Here is a 25187-nt window from a genome sequence, read left to right on the forward strand (position 1 = left end):
GCGCTGGTCGTAGGATCGTCGGCGTGACAGGCGCGGCGCCCCACGCGGAACTCGGTATGCCCGACGGGCTCGATCGGCTCTGGACCCCGCACCGGATGACCTACATCTCCGGTCCGGACCGGCCGGGGGAGGGGCACGAGAAGCCGGCCGGCTGCCCGTTCTGCCTCGCCCCGGAGCGGGAGGGCGAGGAGAATCTCGTGGTGCACCGGGGCGAGCTGGTCTTCGTGGTGCTCAACCTCTATCCGTACAACCCCGGGCACCTGCTGGTCTGCCCGTATAGGCACGTCGCCGACTACACGGAGCTGGACGCCGGGGAGACGGCCGAGCTGGCCGACTGCACCCAGGCGGCGATGCGGGTGGTCCGGCGGGTCAGCAACGCGCACGGCTTCAACATCGGGATGAACCAGGGCGGGGTGGCCGGCGCCGGCATCGCCGCCCACCTGCACCAGCACGTGGTGCCGAGGTGGGGCGGGGACGCCAACTTCATGCCGGTGATCGCCCAGACCAAGGTGCTGCCCCAGTTGCTCGCCGACACCCGTACCCTGCTCGCCACCGCCTGGTCCGCGCCGGTCGGCTGAGACGCGGACGGCCGGCGGACCCGTCAGGTCCGCCGGCCGTCTCCCCCGAGGAGTACGTCGAGGTCAGCGCCGCTTGAAGACCGCCTTCTCGCTACCGAGCCGGAGGAAGACCGTCTCGCCCGTGGCGTCCTGCACGGCGTCGTTGTCGGTGATCGCGTAGACCTGGCCGTCGCCGGCCACGGTCAGTCCCTCCAGCTTCTCCTGCGTCCAGCCGTTGCTGGCGCGCAGGTCGGGCAGCACGTCGTAGGCCAGGGTCTTCGGCAGCACCCGCAGCGGGCCCGGCCCGGCGGCGCCGCCCGGCAGCTCCACGGTGTAGATCCGCTTCAGCTTCGCGGCCGGGCCGTTCAGCTTGTCCCGCTCGATCACCGCGAGCCGGTCGCCGACCACGGTGATCTCGGAGAGCCCGATCCAGTCCCCCGGGGTGCTGGTGCTGCCGAGCCGGTAGCCGAACCAGCTCCAGGTGCCCGCCGCGACGTCGTACCGGCCGAGCCGGACCAGCCCGGCCGGGTCGCCGGCCACCTCGCGTTGCAGCGCCGCCCAGACGACCTCCCGGCCGCGCCGGTCGGTGCTGGCGGTGACCCCCTCGAAGCCCTGCTTGGCCAGGCCCGCCGCCACATCGGCCGGCACCGGCACGACCTGCCGGGTCACCCCGGCCGCGTCGAGGCGGACGAGCTGGTTGCCGGCCCCGGTGGCCCCCTCGACGGCGAGCCAGAACCCGCCCTGCGGCCGGGCGAAGATCCCCTCGGCGTCGTAGCCGATCGGGCTGCCGTCGGCGCCCCGCACGGTCAACGATCCGCTGACCACCGCCGGCGCCGAGGTCGGGTCGACGCTCAGGATCCGGCTCGGCGAGTACGCCGCGTCGGTCACGCTGTAGAGCAGGTGCGGCTTTTCGGGTACCGCCGACAGCGCGCCGAGCGCACCCCAGCCGATCGGCTCGGCACCCCGGCGGGACGGCTCGGAGACGATGCTCGGGAAGGCCGGGGTGCCCCGACCCAGCCGGTAGAGGGTCACCGAGGCGCGTACCCCGACCGAGGCGTCGTCCTCCTCGCTGGAGATCGCCAGCAGGTCACGGCCGGGGATCGGCAGCAGCCCCTCCGGCCCGTTGGTCGCCGGCAGCACCTGCCGGAACTGCGGCGAGGTGGGCCGGCTCAGGTCGTAGACGGCGACGAAGTTGCTCCGCTCGGAGCCGACGAAGGCGTACCGGGTGCCGTGGTACTCGGCGATCGCCACGCCCTCCGGCTCGGTGCCCTTGTTGTCGGCCCGGTCCTCGTTGGCCAGGCCGTGGGCGATGGCGAGCTGCTCGAAGCCGTTGCCGGCGTCCCAGGCCACCCTGCCGGTCCGGCTGTCGAGGATTGACCAGCCACGGGTGCCGCCCCGCCAGTCGCCCTCGTTGGCGGTCGCCAGGTAGCGGTCGTCGATCCAGGCGACCGCGTCCGGCTCCCGGGGCAGTTCCTCGATCGAACCGGCCGGGTCGATCGCGCCGTCGTTGTCGGTGTCGATGCCGGTCACCGACGCGGTGCCGGCACCGAACACCCGGTCGATCCGGCCGGTCGGCAGGTCCACCAGGACGATCCCGTTGTTCTCCTGGAGCGTCACCGCGAGCTGGTTGCGCCGGTTGATCGAGACGTACTCCGGCTCGGGGTCGGTCGGCTCGGTCAGACCGGCCGCCACCAGGGCCGGCAGCGCGGTGCCGCCCGGACCGGTCAGGGCCACCTTCCGGGTACGCCACCCGGACGGTGACGTCCCCGCCAGGTCGACGAGCTGCACGAAGCCGGCGGGCGCCTGCGGCAGGTCACCCTCCTCGCCACCGGCCGGGGTCGCCTCCTCGTCCCGCTCGTTCTCGATCGCGATCGCCGCGTACCGCTGGTCCGCGCTGATCGCGATCGAGTCGGGCTGGCCGCCGAGGTCGAAACTGGCCACCCGGTGCCGGTCAGCCAGCCGGATCACGTCGAGCCGGCCGGACGGATCGGTGTGGCTGGCGCTGGTGTTCACCACCACCAGCACGTACCCGTCGACCACCGAGACCGAGGTCGGTTCGTCCTCCGCGTCGCCCAACTCGGTCAGCGACAACGTGCCCAGCCCGCGTGGTCGGCCGGCGTCGCCGATGTTCAGGAAACCGATCCGCCGGGCCAGCGCGTCGGTGTAGACCAGGGTCCGGCCGTCCGCGCTGACCGCCGAGATCTCCGCCACGGTCGGGGTGGCCGGGTCCTCGCCTGCCGGCCGGTTCTGGAACACCGGGTAGGTGGCGGTCCGGTCGAACGCCAGGCGCGGCTCCGGCCGGTGCCGACCGGTGGTCGCCGTGCCCGCGCCGGCCACACCGCTACCGGTGACGGCGATGGTGCCGGCGGCGACGGCCACCGCGGCCAGCGTCGCGTATGTCTTCTTCGAGGGCATCGTCTCTCCGTTGCTGTCTGACCTGCCGGCTCGGAAGGTTGCACGGGTGGACGAGCGGCAGCCGGCGCCCAGGTGAACGCGGGGCGAAGAGCCGCCGTTGCCCCGGCGATCACCGCGTCGTTGACCTGCGCCCCGATGGGTCCGTCGGTGAGCTGTGGCGTCTTCCTGGGCTGCGGAGTCTCGGTTGGCCGCGGGGTCTCGGTTGGCTGCGGGGTCTCGGTTGGCTGCGGGGTCTCGGTTGGCTGCGGTGGCGTCGGTAGGCTGCGGTGGTGGCCGGTCGGCGGAAGCGGAGGATCCGGGTCGACGGCGTCGACTACCTGTGGGTGGTGGCCGGGGCGGACCCGGAGCATGTCGTGGTGCGGATCTGGCGGACAGGGTCCGGTCGCGGCCGCCCGCTGGAGGTCCGGGTCCCCTTCGAGGACGGCTGGCTCCGGCTCGGTTCGACCGACGGCGCGCCCACAGAACCGGCGCTGACACCGGTCCGACCCGGCCTGGTCGAGCGGCTGGTCAGAGCCGGCCTCGCCCGTGGCTGGCACCCTGACGCCACCGACCCGGTCCGGCTCGCCCTGGACCGGTCCCATCGGCTGCTCGTCCCGCCCTCGCCGGGCTGACTGACCCGACGGGGGCGTTCCGCTGCCGGCCGTCGACCCCGGCCGTCCCGTCGTTCGCCGCCGGCCAGGGCGGGAGCGGCCCAGGTGGCCGGCGGGAAGGTAGCCGCTGCGCAGACTGTCGAGCTGGGTGCACGGACGGGGCACAAAGCTTCGGAAGGAGCGACGTCGCCGGTCCGGCTGGGTCGCGGTTCCTGCCGAGCATGCAGCGCGACGACTGGGATGGTGCCGGACAGCGGAGTGGGCGCACGAGCGGGGCAGCTCGACAGTCTTCCCGGCAGACATTTGCCGGCCGCCGACGGACAGCCGATCGGGCTGTGCGCCCGGCGGGCGGGGCGCGGTCGGGCCAGGCGTTCCGGTCGGGCCGGGGTGGCCGGCCGGCAGCGGTGCTAGGCGGCGAGGCCGTGCCGGGGATGCCGGTGGCCGGTACGCAGCCCGGACCGGATCGTCCGGGCGGTCTCGTACCGGCCGAGTCCGCTGCGGGCAGCGGCGTCAGCCAGTACCACGGTGATGTCGTGATCGTCGAGCAGATCCAGCGCGGCGAGCTGCCCGAGGTGGTACGCCGCCCGGTAGAGCGTGGTGTTGCGGGTACCGGTCACCGCACCGGCGACGGTGCTGGCCTCGGCGGCGAGCGCGGCGCTGGCATACCGGTCGGGGTGGCGTACCCGGTCGGCGCCGCCGGTCACGGCACGGGGCGGAGGCGCCGGTGGAAAGAGCAGTCCGGTCAGCTCCGGTGGGCAGTCGACGAGTGGGACGTCCGGCGGGCGGAACCAGCGGTAGTCCCGGCCGCTGGCGTGCCGGGACGGCGGGGCGACGACGTAGCCGCCGGCTCCGCGCCAGTCCACGCCGGGCAGCAGGCCGGTCCGGTTGCCGGCGCCGGTCGGGCGCAGGTAGAGGTGCCAGCCGCCGGAGCCGGTCCGGACCACCGGCCCGGTGATCCGGCGCTCCCGGACCAGGGCGCGCAGCGCGGCGACCCCGTCCGGCGGGTCGACGTCGCAGACGTCGAACCGGTCACCGGTGCGCAGTGCCAGGTTGGCCCCCGGCCAGCGGGTCCACCACTGCCGGATCACCTCCGGCCGGGTGCTCGCGTCGTGCAGGCCGTGCCGGAGCAGGCTGCGGTGCCAGCGGGGATGCTTGCCCGGGCGGTCGCAGTCGGGCCGGCGGCACGTGCAGCCGGTCGCGGTCGGGGAGTGCAGGGGCAGCACGGGTACGCCGGCGGCGGCGTACTCCAGGGCGGCGCGCAGCAGCGGTGTCATCCCGACCTCCTCACCGGCCGGATACCCACCGTCAGGATATTCGAACACCTGTCTGATCGGCACCGCCGATCAGTGCCATCAGTTCCGGCCAGGACTCGACCCGGCGAACCGCCGCCAGGTGGGAGCGGTGGCTGCGTACCTCGGGTTCCCTGGGTCGGAAGAGGTAGCGGTGCGGCACGGTCTCCAGATAGGAGAGCACCTCCAGCCGGTCGTCGACGAAGTGCGTCAGACCCAGCGCGGCGGCGATCGGCGCCTTGCCCTGCCGGGTACGGCAGAAGTGCACATTCTCGGGCCGGACCCCGGTACGCGGATAGAAGTCGTGGTGGTCCAGCCACAGCCGGGTACGCCGTTCGACCCGTTCACCGCACTTGGACACCAGGTACACGTGCTCGCCGAACATCTCGGCCACCAGCGCGGCCACCGCCTCGAACGCCCCCGGCATCGGCGGCGTACGCCGGAAGTCCGCGAGCAGCGCGGTGTCCTCGGTCTCCGGGCCTCCCGGCGGGTCGGCGGATATCGGCTCCGGGCCGGTCGTCTGGTCCGCCGGATAGAGCCGGTCCACCTGCTGGACGACGACTCCACCGATGTCTATTCCGATCTTCATGCACCGATGATCGGCAGCGTCCTGGGTGGAGTCCAGCGGATTGTCGGCGGCTCCACCCGTCCGGCCCGATGTGGAACCCTTGCCGTCATGAATGCGAACACGCGCGTGTTGGGGCGCAGTGGCATCGAGGTGAGCGCGCTCGGCCTCGGCTGCTGGGCCATCGGGGGCGTATGGCACCAGGGTGACCAGCCGCTCGGCTGGGGGCAGGTGGACGACGACGAGTCGGTCCGGGCGATCCGGCGCGGCCTCGAACTCGGCGTCACGTTCTTCGACACCGCCGACGTCTACGGCACCGGGCACAGCGAACGGATCCTGGCCCGCGCCCTGGCCGGGCACCGGGACGAGGTGGTGATCGCCACGAAGTGGGGCAACACCTACGACGAGGCGAGCCGGCAGCTCACCGGGGCGGACGGGTCGGCGGGCTACCTGCGCCGGGCGGTGGCGGCCTCGCTGCGCCGGTTGGAGACCGACCGGATCGACCTGTACCAGTTGCACCTCGGCGACCTCCCGGTCGACCGGGCGGCGGAGCTGCTCGGCACCCTGGAGGAACTGGTCGCCGAGGGTCGGATCCGGTCGTACGGCTGGAGCACCGACCTGCCCGACCGGGCCGCCTCCTGGGGCGCCGACGGCACCCACTGCACCGCCGTGCAGCACTCCTGCTCGGTGCTACAGGACTCGCCCGAGGTGCTCGCCGTCTGCGAGCGGTACGACCTGGCCAGCGTCAACCGGGGGCCGCTGGCGATGGGCCTGCTCTCCGGCAAGTTCACCGAGTCGTCCACACTGGCCGCCGACGACGTACGCGGGATCGCCCCGGCCTGGCTGGACTGGTTCCGGGACGGGCGGCCGGCACCGGAGTTCCTGGCCCGGGTGGCCGCCGTCCGGGACGTGCTCGCCTCGGACGGCCGTACCCTGGCCCAGGGCGCGCTGGGCTGGCTCTGGGCGCGCAGCGACCGGACCGTGCCGATCCCCGGCTTCCGGACCGTCGCCCAGGTGGAGGAGAACGCCGGCGCGCTGGCACACGGGCCGCTCCCGGTCGACCAGGTCGCCGAGGTGGAGCGCCTGCTCGGCACGCTGTGACGCGGAGGTGCCCTCCCCGGCGACCCGGGGAGGGCACCTGGGGCGGTCACCGGCCGGACGCGCTGTGCTCCTTGCGGATCTGGTCGGCCAGGTGTGCCGGCATCGGCTCATAGCGCGCGAAGGAGCGCCGGAAGGTGCCCCCGCCGGCGGTCATCGAGCGGAGTTCCACGGCGTACCGGATCAGTTCGGTCGCCGGCACCTCGGCCCGGACCAGGGTGTGGTCGCTGCCGGCCGGGTCCGGCTCGGTGCCGAGCACCCGGCCCCGCCGACCGGACATGTCGCTCATCACCGCGCCGACGTTGGAGTCGGGCACCCGTACCACCACCTCGTCCACCGGCTCCAGGAGCGTGACCTGCCCCTTCTCCGCCGCGTCGCGCAGCGCCAGCGAGCCGGCGGTCTGGAAGGCGGCGTCGGACGAGTCGACGCTGTGTGCCTTGCCGTCCACCAGGGTCACCTTCAGGTCCACCACCGGATAGCCGGCGACGATGCCCCGGCCCATCTGGGTGCGTACACCCTTCTCCACCGACGGGATGTAGTTGTGCGGCACGGCGCCGCCGACCACCCGGTCGGCGAACTCGAACCCCTCGCCCCGGGGCAGCGGTTCCACCTCGATGTCGCAGACCGCGTACTGGCCGTGCCCGCCGGACTGCTTCACATGCCGGCCGTGCCCCTTCGAGGCCACCGCGAAGGTCTCGCGCAGCGCCACCCGTACCGGCTCGGTCTCCAGGTCCACCCCGCCGCCGCGGAGCCGGTCGAGCACCACCTCGGCGTGCGCCTCGCCCATGCACCAGAGCACCAGTTGGTGGGTCTCCGGGTTGCGTTCCAGCCGCATCGTCGGGTCACCGGCGACCAGCCGGGCCAGGTTCTTGGCCAGCGCGTCCTCGTCGGCCCGGCTCTTGGCGACGATCGCCACCGGCAGCAGCGGCTCGGGCATCTCCCACGGCTCGATCAGCAGCGGGTGGTCCTTGGCCGAGATGGTGTCGCCGGTCTCCGCCGTACCCGACTTGGTGATCGCGCAGATGTCACCGGCCACGCAGTACGGCACCTCGCGCAGCGCGGCGCCGAGCGGGGAGTAGATGTGCGCGATCCGCTCGTCGGCGTCGTGGTCCGGATGGCCGCGCTCGGCCATGCCGTGCCCGGAGACGTGCACCACCAGGTCGGGTCGGAGCGTGCCGGAGAAGACCCGGACCAGGGAGACCCGGCCGACGTGCCGGTCGATGGTGGTCTTGACCACCTCGGCCACCAGCGGGCCGTCCGGATCGCAGCTCAGCGGCGGCTGCGGTGCGCCGTCGACGCCGGTGACGGTGGGCAGGTCGTGCTCCAGCGGGGTCGGGAACGCCGAGGTCAGCAACTCCAGCAGGGCGTCGATGCCGAGCCCGGTCTCGGCGCAGACCGGCACCACGGGATAGAAGTGCCCCCGGGCGACGGCCTTCTCCAGGTCGTCGATCAGGACCTGCACCTCGATCTCCTCGCCGCCGAGGTAGCGGTCCAGCAGGGTCTCGTCCTCGCTCTCCGCGATGATGCCCTCGATCAGCTCGTTGCGGGCGTCGCCGATCGCCGGCAGGTGCTCCGGATCCGGGTCGCGGACGGCCGCCGGCAGTCCGGCGGAGTAGTCGAAGACCCGGCGGGTGATCAGACCCATCAGGCCGACCACGTCGACGCCCTCGTCGTCGAGCATCGGCAGGTAGAGCGGGAGTACGTTGTCGCCGAAGACCCGCTGGCAGAGCGCCACCGTCTCGTCGAGGTCGGCCCGCTGGTGGTCCAGCCGGGTGACCGCGACGGCCCGGGGCATCCCGACGGCGGCGCACTCCTGCCAGAGCGCGGCGGTCGCCCCGTCCATCCCGTCGACCGCCGAGACGACGAAGAGCGCGGCGTCCGCCGCGCGCAGCCCGGCGCGGAGTTCGCCGACGAAGTCCGCGTAGCCGGGGGTGTCCAGCAGGTTGATCTTGACGTTGTCGTACTGGAGCGGCGCGCAGGCCAGGCTGATCGAGCGCTGCTGGCGTACCGCCGCCGGGTCGTGGTCGCACACCGTGGTGCCCTCGGTCACCGCACCGGACCGCGAGATCGTGCCGGTCGCCGCCAGCAGGGCGTCGACCAGGGTCGTCTTCCCCGCCCCGGAGTGGCCGACGAGCACCACGTTGCGAACCCTGCCGGGCTCGTCCACCACCGGCGCCGGGCCGGTGACCCCTTTCTCCTGACTCTTCTGCGCCATCGGGGCGCACCTCCCTAAGCCGGTGGTTGGTGGCGACCGCCGCGCGCGACGGGGGAGCTGCCCTGGCGACTCCGCGGCGATATCCTCGGGTGGCCTGCCGTGCTGCCGGAGACGTGCCGGGTGACAGGTGAGCGACGTCACGTCCCCTGCACCGATCTCACACCCGTACAAGTCGTGACACAAGCCTGCGACGTGAACTAGGCGCCACCGGGCGTACCGCCGCCGTTCGCGGCCCGTTATGGTGGGACGGCCATGGCGAAGATCTTCCAGGTGTCGGCCCGGGCCGGCATGACCCGAATCGTCGAACCGATCGCCCGGACCCTGCTACGGGTCGGGGTGACGCCCAACGCCGTCACCGTGACCGGGACGCTCGGCGTGGTGGTCGGATCGGTCGTGCTCGGCGCCCGGGGTTACCTGGTGGCCGGGGCGCTCGTGGTGACCTTCTTCGCCCTCACCGACCTGCTCGACGGCACGATGGCCCGGATGCGCGGCGGGTCGAGCCGGTTCGGTGCCTTCCTCGACTCGAGCATGGACCGGGTCTCCGACGGCGCGGTATTCGGCGCCGTCGCGTACTGGCTCGCCACCCAGGACGACCGCGTCGGGGTCGCCGCCGCGCTGATCTGCCTGGTCGCCGGTAGCCTCGTCTCGTACGTCAAGGCCCGGGCCGAGGGGCTCGGGATGACCTGCAACGTCGGGATCGCCGAGCGGACCGAGCGGCTGCTCATCGTCGGGGTCGGCGGGCTGCTCACCGGCCTCGGGCTGGACTGGGCGCTGGTCACCGCGCTCTGGCTGCTCGCCGCCGTCTCGGTCTTCACCGTCGGGCAGCGGATGACGCACGTCTGGCGGCAGGCGCAGCGCGCCGAGACGGGCGTGGACGCGTGACCCGGCCCGGGCGTGCCGGAGCAGTGTGCCGGCCCGGACGCGCGGGCGTGCCCGGGCGGGTGGCCGCGTGAGAGTGCGGCGGGCCGGCCGGTGACCCCGGTCGAGTTCGCCTACCTCGCCGGCTGGCGGGCGGTACGCGCGCTGCCCCGGCCGGCCGCGGCGGCGCTGTTCCGGGTCGCCGCCGACCAGGCGTACCGCCGGGGTGGCCCGGGGACCGTCCGGCTCGCCGGCAACCTGCGCCGGGTGGTCGGCCCCGAGCTGCCGGAGCCCGCCCTGGCGGAACTGGTCCGCCGGGGCATGCGCTCGTACGCCCGCTACTGGCTCGACGTGTTCCGGCTGCCGTCCCGCAGCCGGGAGCAGCTCCGCGACGACTTCCGGCTCGACGGCGAGGAACTGCTCGCCGCCGACATGGCGGCCGGCCGGGGCGCGGTGGTGGCGCTGCCACACTCCGGCAACTGGGACGCCGCCGGTGCCTGGGTGGCCGCGAACGGCTGGCCGATCGCCACCGTGATGGAGCGGCTCAAGCCGGAGGGCGTGTTCGAGCGCTTCGTCGACTTCCGGCGCCGGCTCGGCATGGAGATCCTGCCGACCCACGGCGGCGCCCGGGCACCCTTCGACGTGCTGGTCGAGCGGGTCACCGCCGGCTACCTGGTCCCACTGCTCGCCGACCGGGACCTGTCGGCGCGCGGCGTGGAGGTGCGGTTCTTCGGCGGCCGGGCCCGGATGCCGGCCGGCCCGGCACTGCTGGCCGTCCGCACCGGCGCCCCGCTCTACGTGGCGGCGCTCTGGTACGACGAGGCCGGTCCACGGGGCCGGCTGACCGGGCCGCTGGAGGTGCCGGCACCGGACACCGGCCCGCTCGACCAGCGGGTCCGGGCGCTGACCCAGCGGATCGCCGATCACCTGGCCGAGGGCATCGCGCAGCGTCCGGAAGACTGGCACATGCTGCAACGGGTGTGGATCGACGAGCCGGCCAGGGGCGCCGGGTCGGCGGGTCCGGCCGGGGTGGGACCGGGGACAGCGGAGAATACCCCGTCGATCTCCGAGCCGGCCTGAGGGGGAGGCGCAGTGCGGATCGGCATCGTGTGTCCGTACTCCTTCGACGTCCCCGGCGGGGTGCAGAACCACGTGATCGACCTCGCCGAGGCGCTGATCGGGCTCGGCCACGAGGTGAGCGTGCTGGCACCGGCGGACGAGGACTCGCCGCTGCCGCCGTACGTGGTGTCGGCCGGTCGGTCGGTGCCGCTGCCGTACAACGGGTCGGTCGCCCGGATCAGCTTCGGGCCGGTCTCCACCGCCCGGGTGCGGCGCTGGCTGGCCCGGGGCCGGTTCGACGTGTTGCACGTGCACGAACCGTTCACGCTCAGCCTCTCGCTGCTCGCCGTGCTCTCCGCCCAGGGGCCGGTGGTCGCCACCTTCCACACCGCGATGACCCGGTCCCGGGCGTTGGCCGCCGCGCAGGGGGTGTTGCAGTTCGCCGTGGAGCGGATCACCGCCCGGATCGCGGTGAGCGCACTGGCCCGCAAGGTCCAGGTCGAGCATCTCGGCGGCGGCGCGGTGGAGATCCCCAACGGGGTGGCGGTGGCGAAGTTCGCCGACGCGGAGCCGCTGCCCGGGTGGCCGGGGCCGTGCGGGCCGGGCGAGGGCGGCACGCTGGGCTTCCTCGGCCGGTTCACCGAGCCCCGGAAGGGCTTCGCGGTGCTCCGGGAGGCGTTCGTCGGGCTGGCGTCCGAGCGCCCGGGGCTGCGGCTGCTGGTCGCCGGCCCGGGAGACGTGGCTGAGCTGCACGAGGGCGTACCGGAGGGGCTGCGGGACCGGATCACCTTTCTCGGCCAGGTCTCCGAACCGGACAAGGCGCGCATGCTTCGGAGCGTGCACCTCTACGTCGCGCCGAACACCGGCGGCGAATCCTTCGGGATGATCCTGACCGAGGCGATGGCCGCCGGGACGACGGTGGTGGCGAGCGACCTGGACGCCTTCCGCCGGGTGCTGGACGGGGGGCGGGCCGGAGAGCTCTTTCCGACCGGGGACGCTGCGGCGCTGCGGCGTACCCTGGCCCGTCTGCTCGACGACCCGGTGCGCCGGACCGAGCTGTCGGCCTGCGCCCGGGAGGTGGTCGAGGGCTTCGACTGGCCGACGGTCGCCCGCCGGGTCCTCGAGGTGTACGCCACGGCGATCGAGGCAACCGACGGTCGGGTGCTGGACGAGGAGTGGATCGGGCCGGCCTGAGCCGGAACCGGTCGCGCCGAGCCGGTCGGGTGCGGTAACGGGGCGGACGCGCGGTTCGGCACCGCCGGGCCGGATCGTCCCGGGTCGCGCGGGATCGTGCCCGTCGCGCCGGAACGTACCGGTCGGGCGGGATCGCCCCCGGCCGGGGCCGGTTGGCCGGATCACGCGCGGCCCGGGGCGGTTGGCCGGATCGCGAGCCGGCCGGGGGACAGTGACGTGCAGGGGGAGACGGAAGTGGGGCCGCACTACGATGCCGGGCATGTGGTGGGTGGTGGGCGTCGCCGTGGCGGTCGTCCTGGTGACGGCGTACCTGATCTGGATCGCGGCCCGGGTCGACCGGATGCACGTCCGGGTGCGGTCGGCGACCCGCGCGCTGGACGCGCACCTGCTCCGCCGGGCAGCGGCCGCCGCGGTGCTGGCCGAGGAGCGGTACGCGCTGGAGCTGTACGCGGCGTCCCGGATCGCCCTGGACGCCGAGGGTGACGAGCGGGAGGCCGCCGAGAACGACCTGACCCGGCAACTGCGGTCCAGCCCGCTGGATCCGGAGGAGCCGGTCGCGGCGGCGGTGATCGGCGCCAGCCGGCGGCTCGCGCTGGCCCGTCAGGTGCACACCGACCTGGTACGCGACGCGCTGTCCCTGCGACGCCGCCCCGTCGTACGCCTGTTCCGGATGGCCCGCAAGCACGAGCTGCCGCGCTATTTCGACATCGACGACCCGACCCTGAGCAGCCGACCGGAGCTCTCGGTCGGCTGACCTCCACGCCGGCAGTGCCTTCGGCGGGGGCGTGAGCCGGGCCACAGGGCAGGCCACCCGGGGCCTGATTGGCTGTCGGCCCGGCGTTGAACTCCGCGTAGCATCGGGGGCGAATTCACCCGCCCGAACCACTGTCGAGGAGCGAGAACGCCGTGTCCGAATCCACCGCCCAGTCCGGTTCCGACCAGTCGACCGCAGCCGGGGAGCAGACTGTCAGCGCCACCGGAGTGGTCGGCACCGCGCGGGTCAAGCGGGGTATGGCCGAGATGCTCAAGGGTGGCGTGATCATGGATGTGGTCACCCCCGAGCAGGCGAAGATCGCCGAGGACGCCGGTGCGGTCGCGGTGATGGCGCTGGAGCGGGTACCGGCCGACATCCGGGCCCAGGGCGGCGTCTCCCGGATGAGCGACCCGGACATGATCGACGGCATCATCGACGCGGTCTCCATCCCGGTGATGGCCAAGGCCCGGATCGGGCACTTCGTCGAGGCGCAGGTGCTCCAGGCGCTGGGCGTGGACTACGTGGACGAGTCCGAGGTGCTGACCCCGGCGGACTACGCCAACCACATCGACAAGTGGGCCTTCACCGTGCCGTTCGTCTGCGGCGCCACCAACCTGGGCGAGGCGCTGCGCCGGATCACCGAGGGAGCGGCGATGATCCGCTCCAAGGGCGAGGCCGGCACCGGCGACGTCTCCAACGCCACCACGCACATGCGCAAGATCCGTGACGAGATCCGCCGCCTCGGCTCGCTGCCCACCGACGAGCTGTACGTCGCCGCCAAGGAGTTGCAGGCGCCGTACGAGCTGGTCCGGGAGGTGGCCGAGACCGGGAAGCTGCCGGTGGTGCTCTTCACCGCGGGCGGCATCGCCACCCCGGCGGACGCGGCGATGATGATGCAGCTCGGCGCGGAGGGGGTCTTCGTCGGCTCCGGGATCTTCAAGTCCGGTAACCCGGCGCAGCGGGCCGCCGCGATCGTCAAGGCCACCACCTTCTACGACGACCCGGACGTGCTGGCCAAGGTGTCGCGCGGGCTCGGCGAGGCGATGGTCGGGATCAACGTGGACGACATCCCGGTGCCGCACCGCCTGGCGGAGCGGGGTTGGTGAGTGCGAGGAGTGAGCCGGGTTTGCGAGCCCCGCAGTCACGAACGAAAGGCGGGTTGGTGAGTGCGAGGAGTGAGCCGGGTTTGCGAGCCCCGCAGTCACGAACGAAAGGCGGGTTGGTGAGTGCGAGGAGTGAGCCGGGTTTGCGAGCCCCGCAGTCGCGAGCGGACGGCGGGTTGGTGAGTACGGCGGGGGTGACGGTCGGTGTCCTGGCGCTGCAGGGCGACGTACGCGAGCATCTGGCCGCGCTGACCGCCTCGGGTGCGGCGGCACGGCCGGTCCGCCGGCCGGAGGAGCTGGAACAGGTCGACGGCCTCGTGGTTCCGGGTGGCGAGTCGACCACCATCAGCAAGCTGGCCGAGACGTTCGACCTGCTCGACCCGATCCGCAAGCGCGTCGGCGCGGGCATGCCGGTCTACGGCTCCTGCGCCGGGATGATCATGTTGGCGACCGAGGTGCTGGACGGCCGCCCCGACCAGCAGAGCTTCGGCGGCATCGAGATGACCGTCCGGCGCAATGCGTTCGGCCGGCAGGTCGACTCCTTCGAGGCGCCGGTGGAAATCGCCGGCATTCCGGGCCCGAGTTTCCACGCCGTCTTCATCCGGGCGCCCTGGGTCGAGCGGGTCGCCGACGGGGTGGAGGTGCTCGGGCGGGTGAGCGACGGCCCGGCGGCCGGCCGGATCGTCGCGGTCCGGCAGGGGAACGCGGTCGCCACCGCCTTCCATCCGGAACTGACCGGCGACCGGCGCCTGCACCAGTGGTTCGTCGACCTGGTGCGCCGTACGGCTGCCTGACGCCCCGGGAGGCGACCGCCAGACCGGCGCCGGCGTCATCGGCCCGTCGGGTGGTGCACCGACCCGTCCGGGTGGGTCGCGCCTCGGAATGTGGAGTACCAGCCAGGGGTGCCAACAACCCCGATCGGGTCCGTACGCCGGCACCTGGCGGAGCTGCTGGCCGACGTACCGGAGTGGTTCGTCCCCGCCGAGGTCGCCGGCGGCGCTGCCGGCCCGGCAGCCGGAACCGGACGCGCCGGGACGCGGTGCCGGTGGGACCTGACAGCGACCGGTCCGGCGCCGGTAGGATTGCCGGGTTCGGCCGGGACAGTCTGCTCGTGATCGCCTGCCACCCCAGAGCCAACCGACCGAGGTCGTGCTGGTTGTCGTCCTCTGGGTGATACGCAGGGTTGGTCGGGATCATCGGGAAGATGAGCGGGCGGTCGTGTATCGAGGCGTGTTGACGACGGAGGTTACAGATGTCCGGCCACTCAAAGTGGGCGACGACGAAGCACAAGAAGGCGGTCATCGACGCCAAGCGCGGCAAGATGTTCGCCAAGCTCATCAAGAACGTCGAGGTCGCGGCACGCACCGGCGGTGGTGACCCGGCCGGTAACCCGACCCTCTTCGACGCCATCCAGAAGGCGAAGAAGAACTCGGTGCCGAACGACAACATCGACCGCGCCGTCAAGCGCGGCTCCGGCCTGGAGGCCGGGGGCGCCGACTGGCAGACGGTGATGTACGAGGGGTACGCCCCGGGCGGCGTCGCGCTGTTGATCGAGTGTCTGACCGACAACCGCAACCGCGCCGCGACCGAGGTACGCACCGCGCTGACCCGCAACGGCGGTTCGCTGGCGGACGCGGGCTCGGTGTCGTACATGTTCTCCCGCAAGGGCGTCGTGATCGTGCCGAAGGCGGGGCTCTCCGAGGACGACGTGCTGCTCGCCGTACTCGACGCCGGGGCCGAGGAGGTCAACGACCTGGACGAGGCGTTCGAGGTGGTCTCCGAGCCCAGTGACCTGATCGCCGTACGGACCGCGTTGCAGGACGCCGGCATCGACTACGAGTCGGCCGAGTCGTCCCTGGTGCCCAGCGTCACCGTCCCGCTGGACGAGGAGGGCGCCCGCAAGGTCTTCAAGCTGATCGACGCGCTGGAGGACTCCGACGACGTGCAGAACGTCTACGGCAACTTCGACGTCTCCGACGAGGTCATGGCGGCGGTCGGCTGAGCCGGCGGCCACGGTGACCATCGCCGGAGTGGTACGCGAGTTCGACGCCGACCGGGGGTGGGGGGTGCTGGACGCCCCCGAGACGCCGGGCGGCTGCTGGGTGCACTTCTCCGCCATCGCCGCCCCGGGTTACCGCAGCCTGGCGGCCGGGCAGCGGGTCTCCTTCCGGGCCGAGGCGCCGGGGCAGGACGGCTACCCGTACCGGGCCACGAAGGTCTGGAGCGGCGGACCGGTGGAGCCGCCGGACCGGGGGCCGGACGGGGACGCGTCGGGGGCCTACCGCAGCACGATGACGATCGCCTACGACGATCCGCCCGACGGGGCCACTGCGACCGGTTAGCGCCGCCCTGTGCCGTCAGCGTTCGGTGTCGCGGTCGAGTACCGGCTTCACGTCCAGGATCGGGGTGCCGTCCAGCGCCTCCAGGTCGCGTACCCGGTCGCTTCGTGTGCGGTTACCGCCCCTCCAGGGGTCCTGACAGCACACAGAGCAGCGCCGGCTCAGGCGTCCTGGTCGGAGTGGAGGAAGGTGGGGCGGTCCCTGCGCCAGTCCGGCAGGTCCAGGGAGTTGAGCACGGAGACGAGCTTCCTCTCCTCGTACGTGAAGTGTGTCTCCATGATCGCCGACAGCCCCTCCAGTTCGGCGCGTACCCGGGTCGCGGTGGCCGGATCGGGTTCGGCCGGCAACTCGCGCAGCAGCTTCTCCAGGTTGCCCAGGATCCAGTCGATCCGGTTGTGGTCGGTCTTCAGTTCGGTGATCACCTGGCGCAGTTCGGGGAACTCGTCGGCGATCACCGGGAACGCCCCGCCGTCCTCGCCGGTGTGGTGCCGGGTGAGCGCCGTGCAGAAGGAGAGGCAGTGCACGCGCAGGTCGCGGGGCGGCGGACCGTCGCCGGCGAAATACCCGTCGACGTTGTCCCGCAGCTCCGCCAGCAGCTCGCGGAGCCAGATGTGTACCTCGATCAATTGGTTGCCGAAGGCGGTGAGGCGACTGCTCGCCTCGTCACCGGTTGCCATGCTCCTCCAGGGGTCGTCCGTCCGCGTGCCGCCGGCCGCACGGACGGACGACCAGTATGCCTGCTCCGCCCCGGCGACGTTCTCACGGCCGGCGCGGGGTCTACCGGCAGCCGGGGATCGGGGAAGGGCTCTCGGCGAGGTCGGTGCAGTGCGCGAGAGTGGCATCGTCGGCGGCCACCGCCTGGCGGGCCTCGGCCTGCCGGACGCGGCGGATGATCGCGGCGGGTCCGCTCGACGCGAGGATCGCCAGCACCTCCGGCCAGTCGGCGAGCTGGAACCGGTCGACGATCCGGCTGGCTCCGTTGCTGAGCAGGACGGCACCGGTCAGTTCGGAGACGGGGCGGCTTCCGACGACCGCCTCGGCCGCCGCCCGGGGGTCGTCCTTGGCCACCCAGTAGCCGCCCGGCTGGTTGCGGTTGGCGCGCAGCACGGCGATGCCGTCGCGGCGGACCTGTTCGTACTCGGCGCTGCCCTCGGCCGCGGCTTCCAGCGCGGACCGGTACGGCCGGGCCATCGCCACCTCCCGGGGATCGGAGACGACGATCGGCGCGCCGGCTCGGTCGAGAACGAGGACCGAGTCGCCGAGCACGAGGTAGTCGGCCCGGCCGTCGCGGAGGCGCAGGATCGCCACGGTCGCCCAGGGGCTGCGGGGATCGGCGAGGTCGCAGGTGCCCCGGTGGGCGTCCGTCACCCGCTCGATCGCCTCGGCCAGCAGCGCCGGTACGGGCCGGTCGCCGTCGGGCGACAACAGACCGAGGAGTTCCACCCCCAACCGGCGGGCATACCAGGCCGCGCCGTGTCGGCAGACCAGTTCGCTGCCGGAAACCCCACCGGCACCGTCGACCAGCACGGCCGCCGTGGGTACGGCGCCGACGAAGTCCTCGTTGCCGCGGCCGGTCCGGGCCGCGGCACTTGCCATCGTCACCCGCACGTCCCGCCGCCCTCCCGTCGGAGCCGTCGACCGTCGAGATGCACGGGCCGTGCGGAGCGGTCCGTCTGAAGAAGCCACACGAGACAAGCGTCCACGAGGACGGCGGTACACGCTGGTGTGGGGGTCTTCGTGATCGCGGAACGTCCGGTCCGCCCAGGCCTGCCGAACGCCCCGGGATCACGGCTGCCCGCGGCCGTGCGGCGGTTCAGCGGAAGTCGGCGGCGTGGTCGTGTGCCCACTGGGCGAACGTACGGGCGGGGCGCCCGGTCACCGCTTCCGCCGTGGGCAGCGGCCCGTACGCCCCGAGGTCCAGCTCCGCCATGGACGCCGGATCGGAGTCGTTGCCCGAGTAGTCCTCGAAGCCGAGCAGGAAGTCGGCGTTGTCGGCGGCGAAGCCGCCCTGTGCCCGGTAGATCTCCCTGGCCCGCTCCGGCGTCACCACCGCCAGCCGGACGTCCCGGCCGATCGCCGTGGCGATCGCCCGCACCTGCTCCCGTCGGGTGATCAGCTCCGGCCCGTTCAGGTCGTACGCCCGGCCCCGGTGTCCGTCGGCCAGCAGGGCGGTGACCGCGACCTCGGCGATGTCGCGTTCGTGCACCGGGCACCAGGCCACGTCCGGGAAGGGCTCGCGAACCACGCTCTCGGCACGGATCGACGGTCCCCAGAGCCAGACCTTGTTGAGCATGAACTCGCCCGGCCGGACGTGCGTCCACTCCAGCCCCGACTCCTCGACGGCCCGCTCCACGGGCAGGTGGAAATCGGTGTCGAAGCCGCCGGTGACCGCGCCGGAGGAGAGGACGACGATCCGGCGTACCCCGGCGAGCTTCGCCTGGGCGACCACCTCGCGGGCGGTCCGGGCGACCGGGAAGAGATACATCCGCTCGACGTCGTCGAATGTGGACCGCAACGTCGTCGGGTCGGCGAGGTCGCCGCGTACCACCTCGACGCCGTCGGGGAAGCTGGCCGATCCAGGGTCGCGGGTGAGCGCGCGTACCCGTACCCCCGTCTCGACCAACTGGGCGACCACGAGTCGGCCCACGCTGCCGGTGGCGCCGGTGACCAGGATCGTCACGGATCCTCCCTCTGTTCGTTCTGGGTGTCGGCGGGCACGCCGGACCGCGCGTCGTCAGGACGCGTCACGACGTGAATTGGAGTCGGTCGATCCCGCGGCGGGGCTCGAAGACGACTCATCTTTACCTGCCCGATGCAGGCATGGCAAACGCGAACACTGCGTTCACGTTTGCTCTGACCTGCGGATACGTCATCGGGGGCAGGTGCCGGTGCTGAGGATTTACGCCTGACCCGGACCGGTCCGCACCGCCGTCGAGGCGCCGATTCCGCAGGTGTTCCAGTCGGTGTCCAGTCCTCGTCCAGTGCTCGTGGCGATGCTGAGCTCAGGCGTACCGGAAAGGGGCGGCCCGATGACGACCTCTCGCTCGGACGGGTTCGGTGCGGTGATGGTGGCGGCGGGCCTGGCCATGGCCGGCACGCTGGTCGCCGGCCCCACCGCCACCGCCGTGACCACCGCTCGGCCGGACCGCGAGGTGGGTGGCGGGAGCACGGGCGGGGCAGCTCGACAGGAACCGGCCCCGGCCGCCTCCGCCGCACCGGACACCCCCGAACCCCGGCCCGCCGGTTCGGGAGCCGGATCGGGTCGGGGTGACCCGATCGGGTCGGATGACCGGATCAGACGGTGACGCCACCGTCGACGTTGATCGTCGCTCCGGTGACGTACGAGCTGCTCTTTGCCGAAATAACCTCGCTCATGCCAACCATCGTGATCGGACGCCGGGCCGTCGTCCGGCGGCGATCGGGCGCTCCGTTCCGGCGTCTCGGCGTCGGCCGCGCGCGATCCGGGCGTGCAGCAGCAGCGTCCCGGCGGTGAGCAGGGCCAGCGCGGCGGTGCCGAGCCCGGAGCCGAGCAGCGTGCCGGCGGCACCGAACGCGGTGACCAGTGGACCGCCGAGCGCGGCGCCGAGCGGTGTCGCGGCGGTGGTGACCGCGCCCCGGGCGGCGAGTACCGCCGGCAGGTCCGCCGGGTCGGCCGCGTTCTGGAACAGGGCGAGGCTGAACGCCGGAAACGGCCCGTAGACCAGGCCGCCGACGGCGAAGCAGCCCAGGGTGAGCCAGACCGGGGCGTCCAGGCCGAACGGCACCAGCAGCAGTCCCCAGCCGGCGATCACCGCGATGGTCACCGGCCACTGCCGGGCCCGGGTCAGCATCCCGCCGAGCAGGCCACCGACGACCGCGCCGACGCCGAACGCCGTCCAGTAGCCGCCGAGCAGCCCGGCGGCGGCGGTCAGCTCGTCGGCGACGTACAGCGGAAGGGCCACCTCCACCGGGCCGTAGAGGAAATAGAAGACGGCGGTGACCGCGATCAGTCCGATCAGTTCCGGGCGGCGGGCGAGGATCCGGAAACCCGTGCCGGTCCGGCGGCCGTCGCCGGTCCGGCTGGCGGCGGCCGGTGGGCGCAGTCGGCCGGCCTGCACCGCCAGCAGCAGGTAGCTGAGCGCGTCGAGGCCGAGCACCAGCGCCGGGTGGACGGCGGCGACCAGCAGGCCGGCCACTGCCGGCCCGACCACGAAGGCGGCCTGCTGGCTCGTCCCGACCAGGGCGTTCGCCGGCAGCCGGCGCTCCGCCGGAAAGATCTCACTGATCAGCGTGTACGTCCCGGCGGTGCCCCACGCCGCGAGCAGCGACGAGACCGCCAGCAGGGCGACGTACCGCCCGGCGGTGAGCTGGCCGAGCAGGTGCAGTACGACCACCGCGCCCAGCGCACCGGCCCGGAGTACCGAGTTCGCCAGCACCAGGCGGCGGGCGGCGGCCCGGCTCAGCCAGCGGGCGAGCAGCAGGGCGCCGGCGGCGGCCGGCAGCGCGTACGCGGCCACGGCAGCGCCGACGACCAGCCCGGCCCGGTCCGGCGGGGCGAGCCGCAGCGCGAGCCAGGCGATCGCCACCACGCTCATCCCGTCGCCGAGGTGCGAGACCACCAGCCCGGAGAGCAGCCGCCGGAAGGCCGGCTCGGCGAGCGCGGCCCGGTAGCTGGCCGGCACCAGCCGGGTCGCACGGGTCATCCGGGCAATATCCCAGTTGAAGCCTGGTTGAGGTCAACGCGGCCTGAGGGCTGACCGGATCGGTGAGCCGCCCGGCAGCCGCGCCCGGGCCACGGCGGAGGCCGGGGTGAGGCGAGTCACATTACGATACGGAACGGTGCCGTTTCGGTTCTGAGCTGACTATCGTCGGTGCGGTCAAGAAACTTCCCCGCAGCCAAATCCGGCGATGTGGGGTCTCGGGGGGACACCAAGGCATGGAGTTAACGGAAAACACCGGGCACCCGAGGCGCTGGGCCATTCTCGGCGTGCTCGTGGTCAGCCTGCTGGTGATCGTGCTGGACAACACGGTCCTGAACGTCGCGCTGCGCACCCTGGCCGACCCGGTGCACGGCCTCGGCGCCAGCCAGGGCCAACTGGAATGGTCGATCAACTCGTACACCCTGGTCTTCGCCGGGCTGCTGTTCACCTTCGGTGTGCTCGGCGACCGGTACGGGCGGAAGTGGTTCCTGCTGGTCGGCCTGGCGGTCTTCGGACTCGCCTCGCTGCTGTCGGCGTACGCGCAGAGCCCGGGTCAACTGATCGGGGCCCGCGCGCTGATGGGCTTCGGGGCCGCCGCCGTGATGCCGGTGACCCTGTCGATCATCTCGAACGTCTTCGACCCCCGGGAGCGCGGTCGCGCGATCGGGGTCTGGGCCGGTGCGATCGGCCTCGGCGTGGCGATCGGCCCGGTGCTGGGCGGCCTGCTGCTGGAAAACTACTGGTGGGGTTCGGTCTTCCTGATCAACGTGCCGGTGGTGCTGATCGGGCTGGTCGCGGTCGCCATGCTGGTGCCCGACTCGCGGGACCCGAAGCCGGGCAAGATCGACGTGATCGGCGTACTGCTCTCGGTGATCGGTCTGGTCGCGCTCTCGTACGGGATCATCGACGGTGGCGAGCACGGCTTCGGCCGGCCGCTGATCTGGGCGTCGATCATCGGTGGCCTGGCCGTACTGGCCGGGTTCGTGGCCTGGGAGCGCCGGATCGAGTTCCCGTCCCTGGACGTACGGCTGTTCCGGGTACCCCGGTTCGCCGCTCCGGTCGCGGTGATCGGCCTGGTCTTCTTCGCCGCCATGGGCGTGATGTTCTTCAGCGCGTTCTACCTCCAGCTCGTCCGGGGCTACAGCCCGCTGGAGACCGGCCTGCTGATGCTGCCGTTCGCCGTCGCCCAACTGGTCTTCGCACCGCGCAGCGCCACCATGGTCAAGCGGTACGGCGGCAAGGCCGTGGCGGTGACCGGGCTGGCGCTGACCTCGGCGGCGCTGGTGGCGTTCGCCTTCGCCACCGCGACCACCCCGATCTGGTTCATCGGGCTGATCTTCTTCGTCCAGGGCGTCGGGATGGCCAACATCATGCCGCCGGCCACCGAGTCGATCATGTCGGCGCTGCCCAGGGAGAAGGCCGGGGTCGGCTCGGCGGTCAGCAACACCGTTCGCCAGGTGGCCGGCGCGCTCGGCGTCGCGGTGCTCGGCTCGGTGCTCTCCGGGGTCTACCGGGACCAGATCGAGCCGACGGCCCGCGCGCTGCCGGCACCGGTCCGGGACGCCGCGTCCGAGTCGGTCTCCGGGGCGTACGCGGTCGCGGAGCGGCTCGGGGGTCCGGCCGGCTCGGCGGTGACCAGCGCGGCCAACGACGCCTTCGTCTCGGCCATGCACTGGGCCAGCGGGCTGTCGGCGGTGATCGCCGCCCTCGGCATCCTGGTGGTGCTCCGCTGGCTGCCCGGCCGCACGGCCGAGGAGCAGCTTCTGCCGCCGGAGCCGGTGGCGGATCCCGAACTGGTCGCCGCCTGAGCAACAGGGGACAATGGTTAACGTGACCGAAACGATGGATGCTCCGCGGGCGCCAGGACGCCCGCGGAGCATCCGCGCGGACGAGGCGATCCTGGAGGCGGCGCTCGACCTGCTCGCCGAGGGCAGCAGCATCGAGACGCTGTCGATCGAGGCGATCGCCGCGCGGGCCGGCGTGGGCAAGGCGACCATCTACCGGCGCTGGACCGGCAAGGAGGCCCTGCTCCAGGACGCGCTGCGCCGGCTGAAGCCGCCACCGCCGCCACCGCCCGGCCGGTCCGTCCGCGAGGACCTGATCGCGCTGGTCGGCAACACCGGGCACAACCCGGATCCCCGGATGCGGCAGATCATGCCCTGCCTGATGCCCACGATCAGCCGCAGCCCGGAGCAGTACCGGCTCTACCAGGAGCTGGTCGAGCCGCGGCGGCGGATGATCCGCGAGGTGCTGCGCCGGGGGATCGACCTCGGCGAGCTGCGCGCCGACCTCGACGTCGAGCTCACCCTCTCGCTGCTCACCGCCCCGCTGCTGATGCAGCGGCTGCTCCGTGCCCAGCCCGAGCTGGACGAGCGCGACCTGCCGGCGCGGGTCGTCGACGCGGTTATCGCCGGCATCGCCGCCCGCTGAGTCACCGGTCCGGTCGGCGTCCGCCCGTCGCCCGGCGGGTCCGCCGGGCGAGCCACCCGCTGGACAGCAGCGCGCCGGGCGGCGCCGTCAGGGTAGTTCGGGCCGGCCGTCCGCCGTGCCCTGGCCGGACGAGGCGCGCAGCCGGTGCAGCCGCAGCGCGAGCTGCACCTCCAGTGCCCGTTCGGGTTTCTGCCACTGCGGCCCCAGTAGCTGCCCGACCCGGTCCAGCCGCTGGGTCACCGTGTTGACGTGCACGTGCAGCACCTCCGCCGCCCGGGCCAGGCTGCCACCGGCCCCGAAGTACGCCTCCAGGGTCTTCACCAGCGCGGTCCCCCGGCGGGCGTCGTAGTCCACCACCGGGCCGACGGTGTCGACCAGGAACCGGGCCACCTCCCGGTCGCCGCCCTCCTCGACCGCGCCCAGCAGCAGCCCGACGAAGCCGAGTTCGGCGCTGCTGGCACCCTCGCCGGCCCGGCCCAGCGCGCGCAGCGCGGTCAGGCAGCGCTCCGCCTCCCGGGCCGCACCGGCCAGCGAGGCAGGTCCGGTCGCCGGCCCGCCCGCTCCGGCGGTGACCGGCCGGCCCAGCGCCCGGGACAGGTCCCGGAGCACGGTCCGGGCCGCCGCACCGGCGTCGCCGCCCGGCAACATCAGCACCGCCCGGCCGTCCCGGGCCGCCGCCAGGCCGCCGTGGGCCGAGGCGTACGTGCTGGCCCACGAGGTGACCCGCTGCCGCACCGAGGTACTGCCGGCCATCGCGTCGTCGCCGACCGCGACGAGCACGTGTGGGGCGTCCAGGTCCACGCCGAGCCGGCGGGCCCGGCCGCGCAGCGCGTCGACGTCGAGTACCGGCCGGGCGATCAGGTCGTCGAGCAGTTCGCCCCGGACCCGTCCCTCCGCCTCGGCGACCGTCTGCCGGAACAGCAGCAGCAGCGCGGTGACCAGCGCCGCCCGCTCCAGGATCCGCTGGTCGGCGTCGACCAGCTCCTCCTCCGGGCGGGAGACCAGGGCGCCGAGGTTCTCCGTACCGGCGACCACGGCGGCGTACCAGAGGTCGCCCCGGCGCACGCTGCGCCCCTCGGTACGCGACGCCACCACCGCCTCGGAAAGCGCGGCCCGGTCCGGCTCGCCGATCTCGCCGACCCGGGCCAGGGTCCGGCCCTCGGCGTCCAGCGCCAGCAGTGCCCCGCCGAGCACCTCGGTCACCGCCGCCGCCACGTCCTCCACCCCGCCGCCGCGCAGCACCAGCGAGGTCATCCGGTCGTGCGCGGCGGCGGCCCGTTCCACCGACGCGCTGTGCGCCTGGATCGTGGAGTTGGCTGCCGACAGTTCCGCCAGCGCGGCCCGGGTCTCGGCGAGCAGCCGGGCGGTGTCGATCGCCACCGCGGCGTGCGCGGCCAGGGAGAGCAGCAACGACACCTCCTCCCGGGCGAACGGCCGGGCCGACCGGTTGGCGGCGTAGAGCACCCCGATCACCCGGGAGCCGAGCCGCAGCGGCACCCCGAGGATGGCGACCAGCCCCTCCTCGCCGACCCCGGCGTCGATCTCCCCGGTGTGGTGGAACCGGGCGTCCTCCGGATAGTTCGCGGTCGCGTACGGGCTGCCGGTCTGCGCCACCAGCCCGCCGAGTCCGGCGCCCATCGGCAGCCGCAGCCCCTGGAACCGCGCCGAGATCGAGCCGTCGGTGACCCGCATGTACGTGTCGCCCCGGTCGTCGTCGACCAGCGTCATGTACGCCACGTCGGTGCCGAGCAGGTGCCGGGCCCGGTGCACGATCGCCCGCAGTACGTCGTCCGAGTCGCGCAGCCCGGCGAGGTCGCTGGCGGTGTCGTACAGGCCGGAGAGTTCCGCCTCGCGGCGCCGCCGCCGCTCCAGCAGGGCGCGTACCCGCAGCGCCACCACCTTGGCCGCCTCCAGTTCGGCGAGCCGGTCGGCGGGGACCCCGGCCGCCCGGGCGGCCACCAGCGGCCCCTCGAACTCGACCGGAGCGGCCTCCCGGGCGAGGAGCTCCAGAAACTCGATCGGCGAGGACACGGGGTTCATTC

The 25187-nt window shown here is 73.3% G+C and carries 23 protein-coding genes; 14 read left to right on the forward strand and 9 right to left on the reverse strand.

What is annotated here, in order from left to right:
* Positions 1-56: 56 nt before the first annotated feature.
* The gene (locus tag ACQEVC_RS22405) at positions 57-578 is read left to right on the forward strand and encodes an HIT family protein (protein WP_432891636.1); all 522 of its coding nucleotides are present in this window, start codon (positions 57-59) and stop codon (positions 576-578) included.
* Positions 579-641: 63 nt separating this feature from the next.
* On the opposite strand, the gene ACQEVC_RS22410 is transcribed toward ACQEVC_RS22405, so the two are convergent.
* Positions 642-2972, reverse strand: a complete 2331-nt coding sequence (locus tag ACQEVC_RS22410) for an esterase-like activity of phytase family protein (RefSeq protein WP_432880657.1) — start codon at positions 2970-2972, stop codon at positions 642-644.
* 269 nt (positions 2973-3241) lie between these two features.
* Between ACQEVC_RS22410 and ACQEVC_RS22415 the strand changes: the two genes are divergently transcribed.
* On the forward strand, positions 3242-3583 hold the full coding sequence (locus ACQEVC_RS22415; RefSeq protein WP_432880660.1) for a hypothetical protein: 342 nt from the start codon (positions 3242-3244) through the stop codon (positions 3581-3583).
* Positions 3584-3969: 386 nt separating this feature from the next.
* Here the strand turns inward: ACQEVC_RS22415 and ACQEVC_RS22420 are convergent, their stop codons facing one another.
* Both ACQEVC_RS22420 and ACQEVC_RS22425 read right to left on the reverse strand, forming a co-directional pair.
* Positions 3970-4836: a bifunctional DNA primase/polymerase gene (locus ACQEVC_RS22420; RefSeq protein ID WP_432880661.1), complete on the reverse strand. Its 867-nt coding sequence runs from the start codon at positions 4834-4836 to the stop codon at positions 3970-3972.
* Positions 4837-4867: 31 nt separating this feature from the next.
* Positions 4868-5440, reverse strand: coding sequence for a hypothetical protein (locus tag ACQEVC_RS22425; RefSeq protein WP_432880663.1), 573 nt, complete (start codon positions 5438-5440; stop codon positions 4868-4870).
* An 87-nt stretch (positions 5441-5527) separates the two neighbouring features.
* Between ACQEVC_RS22425 and ACQEVC_RS22430 the strand changes: the two genes are divergently transcribed.
* Entirely contained in the window at positions 5528-6517 is a 990-nt protein-coding gene (locus ACQEVC_RS22430) for an aldo/keto reductase (protein WP_432880666.1), read from the forward strand.
* A gap of 46 nt (positions 6518-6563) precedes the next feature.
* Here ACQEVC_RS22430 and ACQEVC_RS22435 read toward each other — a convergent pair whose 3' ends face one another.
* A complete protein-coding gene (locus ACQEVC_RS22435) occupies positions 6564-8729 on the reverse strand; it encodes an elongation factor G-like protein EF-G2 (RefSeq protein ID WP_432880668.1) in 2166 nt (721 codons plus the stop codon).
* Positions 8730-8981: 252 nt separating this feature from the next.
* Here ACQEVC_RS22435 and pgsA point away from each other — a divergent pair, with 252 nt between their 5' ends.
* From pgsA to ACQEVC_RS22475, 8 genes are all read left to right on the forward strand, one after another.
* Positions 8982-9611, forward strand: coding sequence for a phosphatidylinositol phosphate synthase (pgsA, locus tag ACQEVC_RS22440; protein ID WP_432880671.1), 630 nt, complete (start codon positions 8982-8984; stop codon positions 9609-9611).
* A 90-nt stretch (positions 9612-9701) separates the two neighbouring features.
* Positions 9702-10667 (forward strand): phosphatidylinositol mannoside acyltransferase, encoded by a 966-nt coding sequence (locus ACQEVC_RS22445; RefSeq protein ID WP_432880673.1) that lies wholly within the window; start codon positions 9702-9704, stop codon positions 10665-10667.
* Positions 10668-10679: 12 nt separating this feature from the next.
* The gene (locus ACQEVC_RS22450; protein WP_432880676.1) at positions 10680-11840 is read left to right on the forward strand and encodes a glycosyltransferase family 4 protein; all 1161 of its coding nucleotides are present in this window, start codon (positions 10680-10682) and stop codon (positions 11838-11840) included.
* A 250-nt stretch (positions 11841-12090) separates the two neighbouring features.
* Positions 12091-12594 carry a hypothetical protein gene (locus tag ACQEVC_RS22455; protein WP_432880678.1) on the forward strand — a complete coding sequence of 168 codons (504 nt, stop codon included), beginning with the start codon at positions 12091-12093 and terminating at the stop codon, positions 12592-12594.
* A gap of 227 nt (positions 12595-12821) precedes the next feature.
* Positions 12822-13700, forward strand: a complete 879-nt coding sequence (pdxS, locus tag ACQEVC_RS22460; RefSeq protein ID WP_432891639.1) for a pyridoxal 5'-phosphate synthase lyase subunit PdxS — start codon at positions 12822-12824, stop codon at positions 13698-13700.
* A 176-nt stretch (positions 13701-13876) separates the two neighbouring features.
* The gene (gene pdxT, locus ACQEVC_RS22465) at positions 13877-14491 is read left to right on the forward strand and encodes a pyridoxal 5'-phosphate synthase glutaminase subunit PdxT (RefSeq protein WP_432880680.1); all 615 of its coding nucleotides are present in this window, start codon (positions 13877-13879) and stop codon (positions 14489-14491) included.
* Between the two features lie 458 nt (positions 14492-14949).
* Positions 14950-15699 (forward strand): YebC/PmpR family DNA-binding transcriptional regulator, encoded by a 750-nt coding sequence (locus ACQEVC_RS22470; protein WP_432880682.1) that lies wholly within the window; start codon positions 14950-14952, stop codon positions 15697-15699.
* A 13-nt stretch (positions 15700-15712) separates the two neighbouring features.
* Positions 15713-16039: a cold-shock protein gene (locus ACQEVC_RS22475; protein ID WP_432880685.1), complete on the forward strand. Its 327-nt coding sequence runs from the start codon at positions 15713-15715 to the stop codon at positions 16037-16039.
* Between the two features lie 158 nt (positions 16040-16197).
* Here the strand turns inward: ACQEVC_RS22475 and ACQEVC_RS22480 are convergent, their stop codons facing one another.
* The 3 genes from ACQEVC_RS22480 to ACQEVC_RS22490 form a co-directional block, all read right to left on the reverse strand.
* Positions 16198-16713, reverse strand: coding sequence for a hemerythrin domain-containing protein (locus tag ACQEVC_RS22480; protein WP_432880688.1), 516 nt, complete (start codon positions 16711-16713; stop codon positions 16198-16200).
* 100 nt (positions 16714-16813) lie between these two features.
* Positions 16814-17632 carry a protein phosphatase 2C domain-containing protein gene (locus tag ACQEVC_RS22485; protein WP_432891641.1) on the reverse strand — a complete coding sequence of 273 codons (819 nt, stop codon included), beginning with the start codon at positions 17630-17632 and terminating at the stop codon, positions 16814-16816.
* Between the two features lie 217 nt (positions 17633-17849).
* A complete protein-coding gene (locus ACQEVC_RS22490) occupies positions 17850-18716 on the reverse strand; it encodes an SDR family oxidoreductase (RefSeq protein ID WP_432880691.1) in 867 nt (288 codons plus the stop codon).
* Positions 18717-19065: 349 nt separating this feature from the next.
* Here ACQEVC_RS22490 and ACQEVC_RS22495 point away from each other — a divergent pair, with 349 nt between their 5' ends.
* Positions 19066-19341 (forward strand): hypothetical protein, encoded by a 276-nt coding sequence (locus ACQEVC_RS22495; protein WP_432880694.1) that lies wholly within the window; start codon positions 19066-19068, stop codon positions 19339-19341.
* Between the two features lie 66 nt (positions 19342-19407).
* Here ACQEVC_RS22495 and ACQEVC_RS22500 read toward each other — a convergent pair whose 3' ends face one another.
* The gene (locus ACQEVC_RS22500) at positions 19408-20718 is read right to left on the reverse strand and encodes an MFS transporter (RefSeq protein ID WP_432880696.1); all 1311 of its coding nucleotides are present in this window, start codon (positions 20716-20718) and stop codon (positions 19408-19410) included.
* Between the two features lie 233 nt (positions 20719-20951).
* Between ACQEVC_RS22500 and ACQEVC_RS22505 the strand changes: the two genes are divergently transcribed.
* Both ACQEVC_RS22505 and ACQEVC_RS22510 read left to right on the forward strand, forming a co-directional pair.
* Positions 20952-22523, forward strand: coding sequence for an MFS transporter (locus ACQEVC_RS22505; RefSeq protein WP_432880699.1), 1572 nt, complete (start codon positions 20952-20954; stop codon positions 22521-22523).
* A gap of 13 nt (positions 22524-22536) precedes the next feature.
* Positions 22537-23145: a TetR/AcrR family transcriptional regulator gene (locus ACQEVC_RS22510; protein ID WP_346259744.1), complete on the forward strand. Its 609-nt coding sequence runs from the start codon at positions 22537-22539 to the stop codon at positions 23143-23145.
* An 87-nt stretch (positions 23146-23232) separates the two neighbouring features.
* Here the strand turns inward: ACQEVC_RS22510 and ACQEVC_RS22515 are convergent, their stop codons facing one another.
* Complete coding sequence (locus tag ACQEVC_RS22515; RefSeq protein WP_432880703.1) at positions 23233-25185, reverse strand: helix-turn-helix domain-containing protein; 1953 nt, start codon at positions 25183-25185, stop codon at positions 23233-23235.
* Positions 25186-25187: the final 2 nt, after the last annotated feature.

The organism is Plantactinospora sp. CA-294935 (assembly GCF_050936445.1).
In the GTDB taxonomy this organism is placed as follows: Bacteria; Actinomycetota; Actinomycetes; order Mycobacteriales; family Micromonosporaceae; genus Plantactinospora.

Excerpts from the sequence above, each read along its gene's own strand:
- ACQEVC_RS22505 (WP_432880699.1), top strand. The coding sequence starts at position 20,952 with ATGGAGTTAACGGAAAACACCGGGCACCCGAGGCGCTGGGCCATTCTC.
- ACQEVC_RS22405 (WP_432891636.1), top strand. The coding sequence starts at position 57 with ATGCCCGACGGGCTCGATCGGCTCTGGACCCCGCACCGGATGACCTAC.
- ACQEVC_RS22410 (WP_432880657.1), bottom strand. The coding sequence starts at position 2,972 with ATGCCCTCGAAGAAGACATACGCGACGCTGGCCGCGGTGGCCGTCGCC.
- ACQEVC_RS22420 (WP_432880661.1), bottom strand. The coding sequence starts at position 4,836 with ATGACACCGCTGCTGCGCGCCGCCCTGGAGTACGCCGCCGCCGGCGTA.
- ACQEVC_RS22470 (WP_432880682.1), top strand. The coding sequence starts at position 14,950 with ATGTCCGGCCACTCAAAGTGGGCGACGACGAAGCACAAGAAGGCGGTC.
- ACQEVC_RS22485 (WP_432891641.1), bottom strand. The coding sequence starts at position 17,632 with ATGGCAAGTGCCGCGGCCCGGACCGGCCGCGGCAACGAGGACTTCGTC.
- ACQEVC_RS22480 (WP_432880688.1), bottom strand. The coding sequence starts at position 16,713 with ATGGCAACCGGTGACGAGGCGAGCAGTCGCCTCACCGCCTTCGGCAAC.
- ACQEVC_RS22435 (WP_432880668.1), bottom strand. The coding sequence starts at position 8,729 with ATGGCGCAGAAGAGTCAGGAGAAAGGGGTCACCGGCCCGGCGCCGGTG.
- ACQEVC_RS22430 (WP_432880666.1), top strand. The coding sequence starts at position 5,528 with ATGAATGCGAACACGCGCGTGTTGGGGCGCAGTGGCATCGAGGTGAGC.
- ACQEVC_RS22425 (WP_432880663.1), bottom strand. The coding sequence starts at position 5,440 with ATGAAGATCGGAATAGACATCGGTGGAGTCGTCGTCCAGCAGGTGGAC.
- pgsA (WP_432880671.1), top strand. The coding sequence starts at position 8,982 with ATGGCGAAGATCTTCCAGGTGTCGGCCCGGGCCGGCATGACCCGAATC.
- ACQEVC_RS22495 (WP_432880694.1), top strand. The coding sequence starts at position 19,066 with ATGACGACCTCTCGCTCGGACGGGTTCGGTGCGGTGATGGTGGCGGCG.
- ACQEVC_RS22455 (WP_432880678.1), top strand. The coding sequence starts at position 12,091 with ATGCCGGGCATGTGGTGGGTGGTGGGCGTCGCCGTGGCGGTCGTCCTG.
- ACQEVC_RS22500 (WP_432880696.1), bottom strand. The coding sequence starts at position 20,718 with ATGACCCGTGCGACCCGGCTGGTGCCGGCCAGCTACCGGGCCGCGCTC.
- ACQEVC_RS22515 (WP_432880703.1), bottom strand. The coding sequence starts at position 25,185 with ATGAACCCCGTGTCCTCGCCGATCGAGTTTCTGGAGCTCCTCGCCCGG.
- ACQEVC_RS22510 (WP_346259744.1), top strand. The coding sequence starts at position 22,537 with ATGGTTAACGTGACCGAAACGATGGATGCTCCGCGGGCGCCAGGACGC.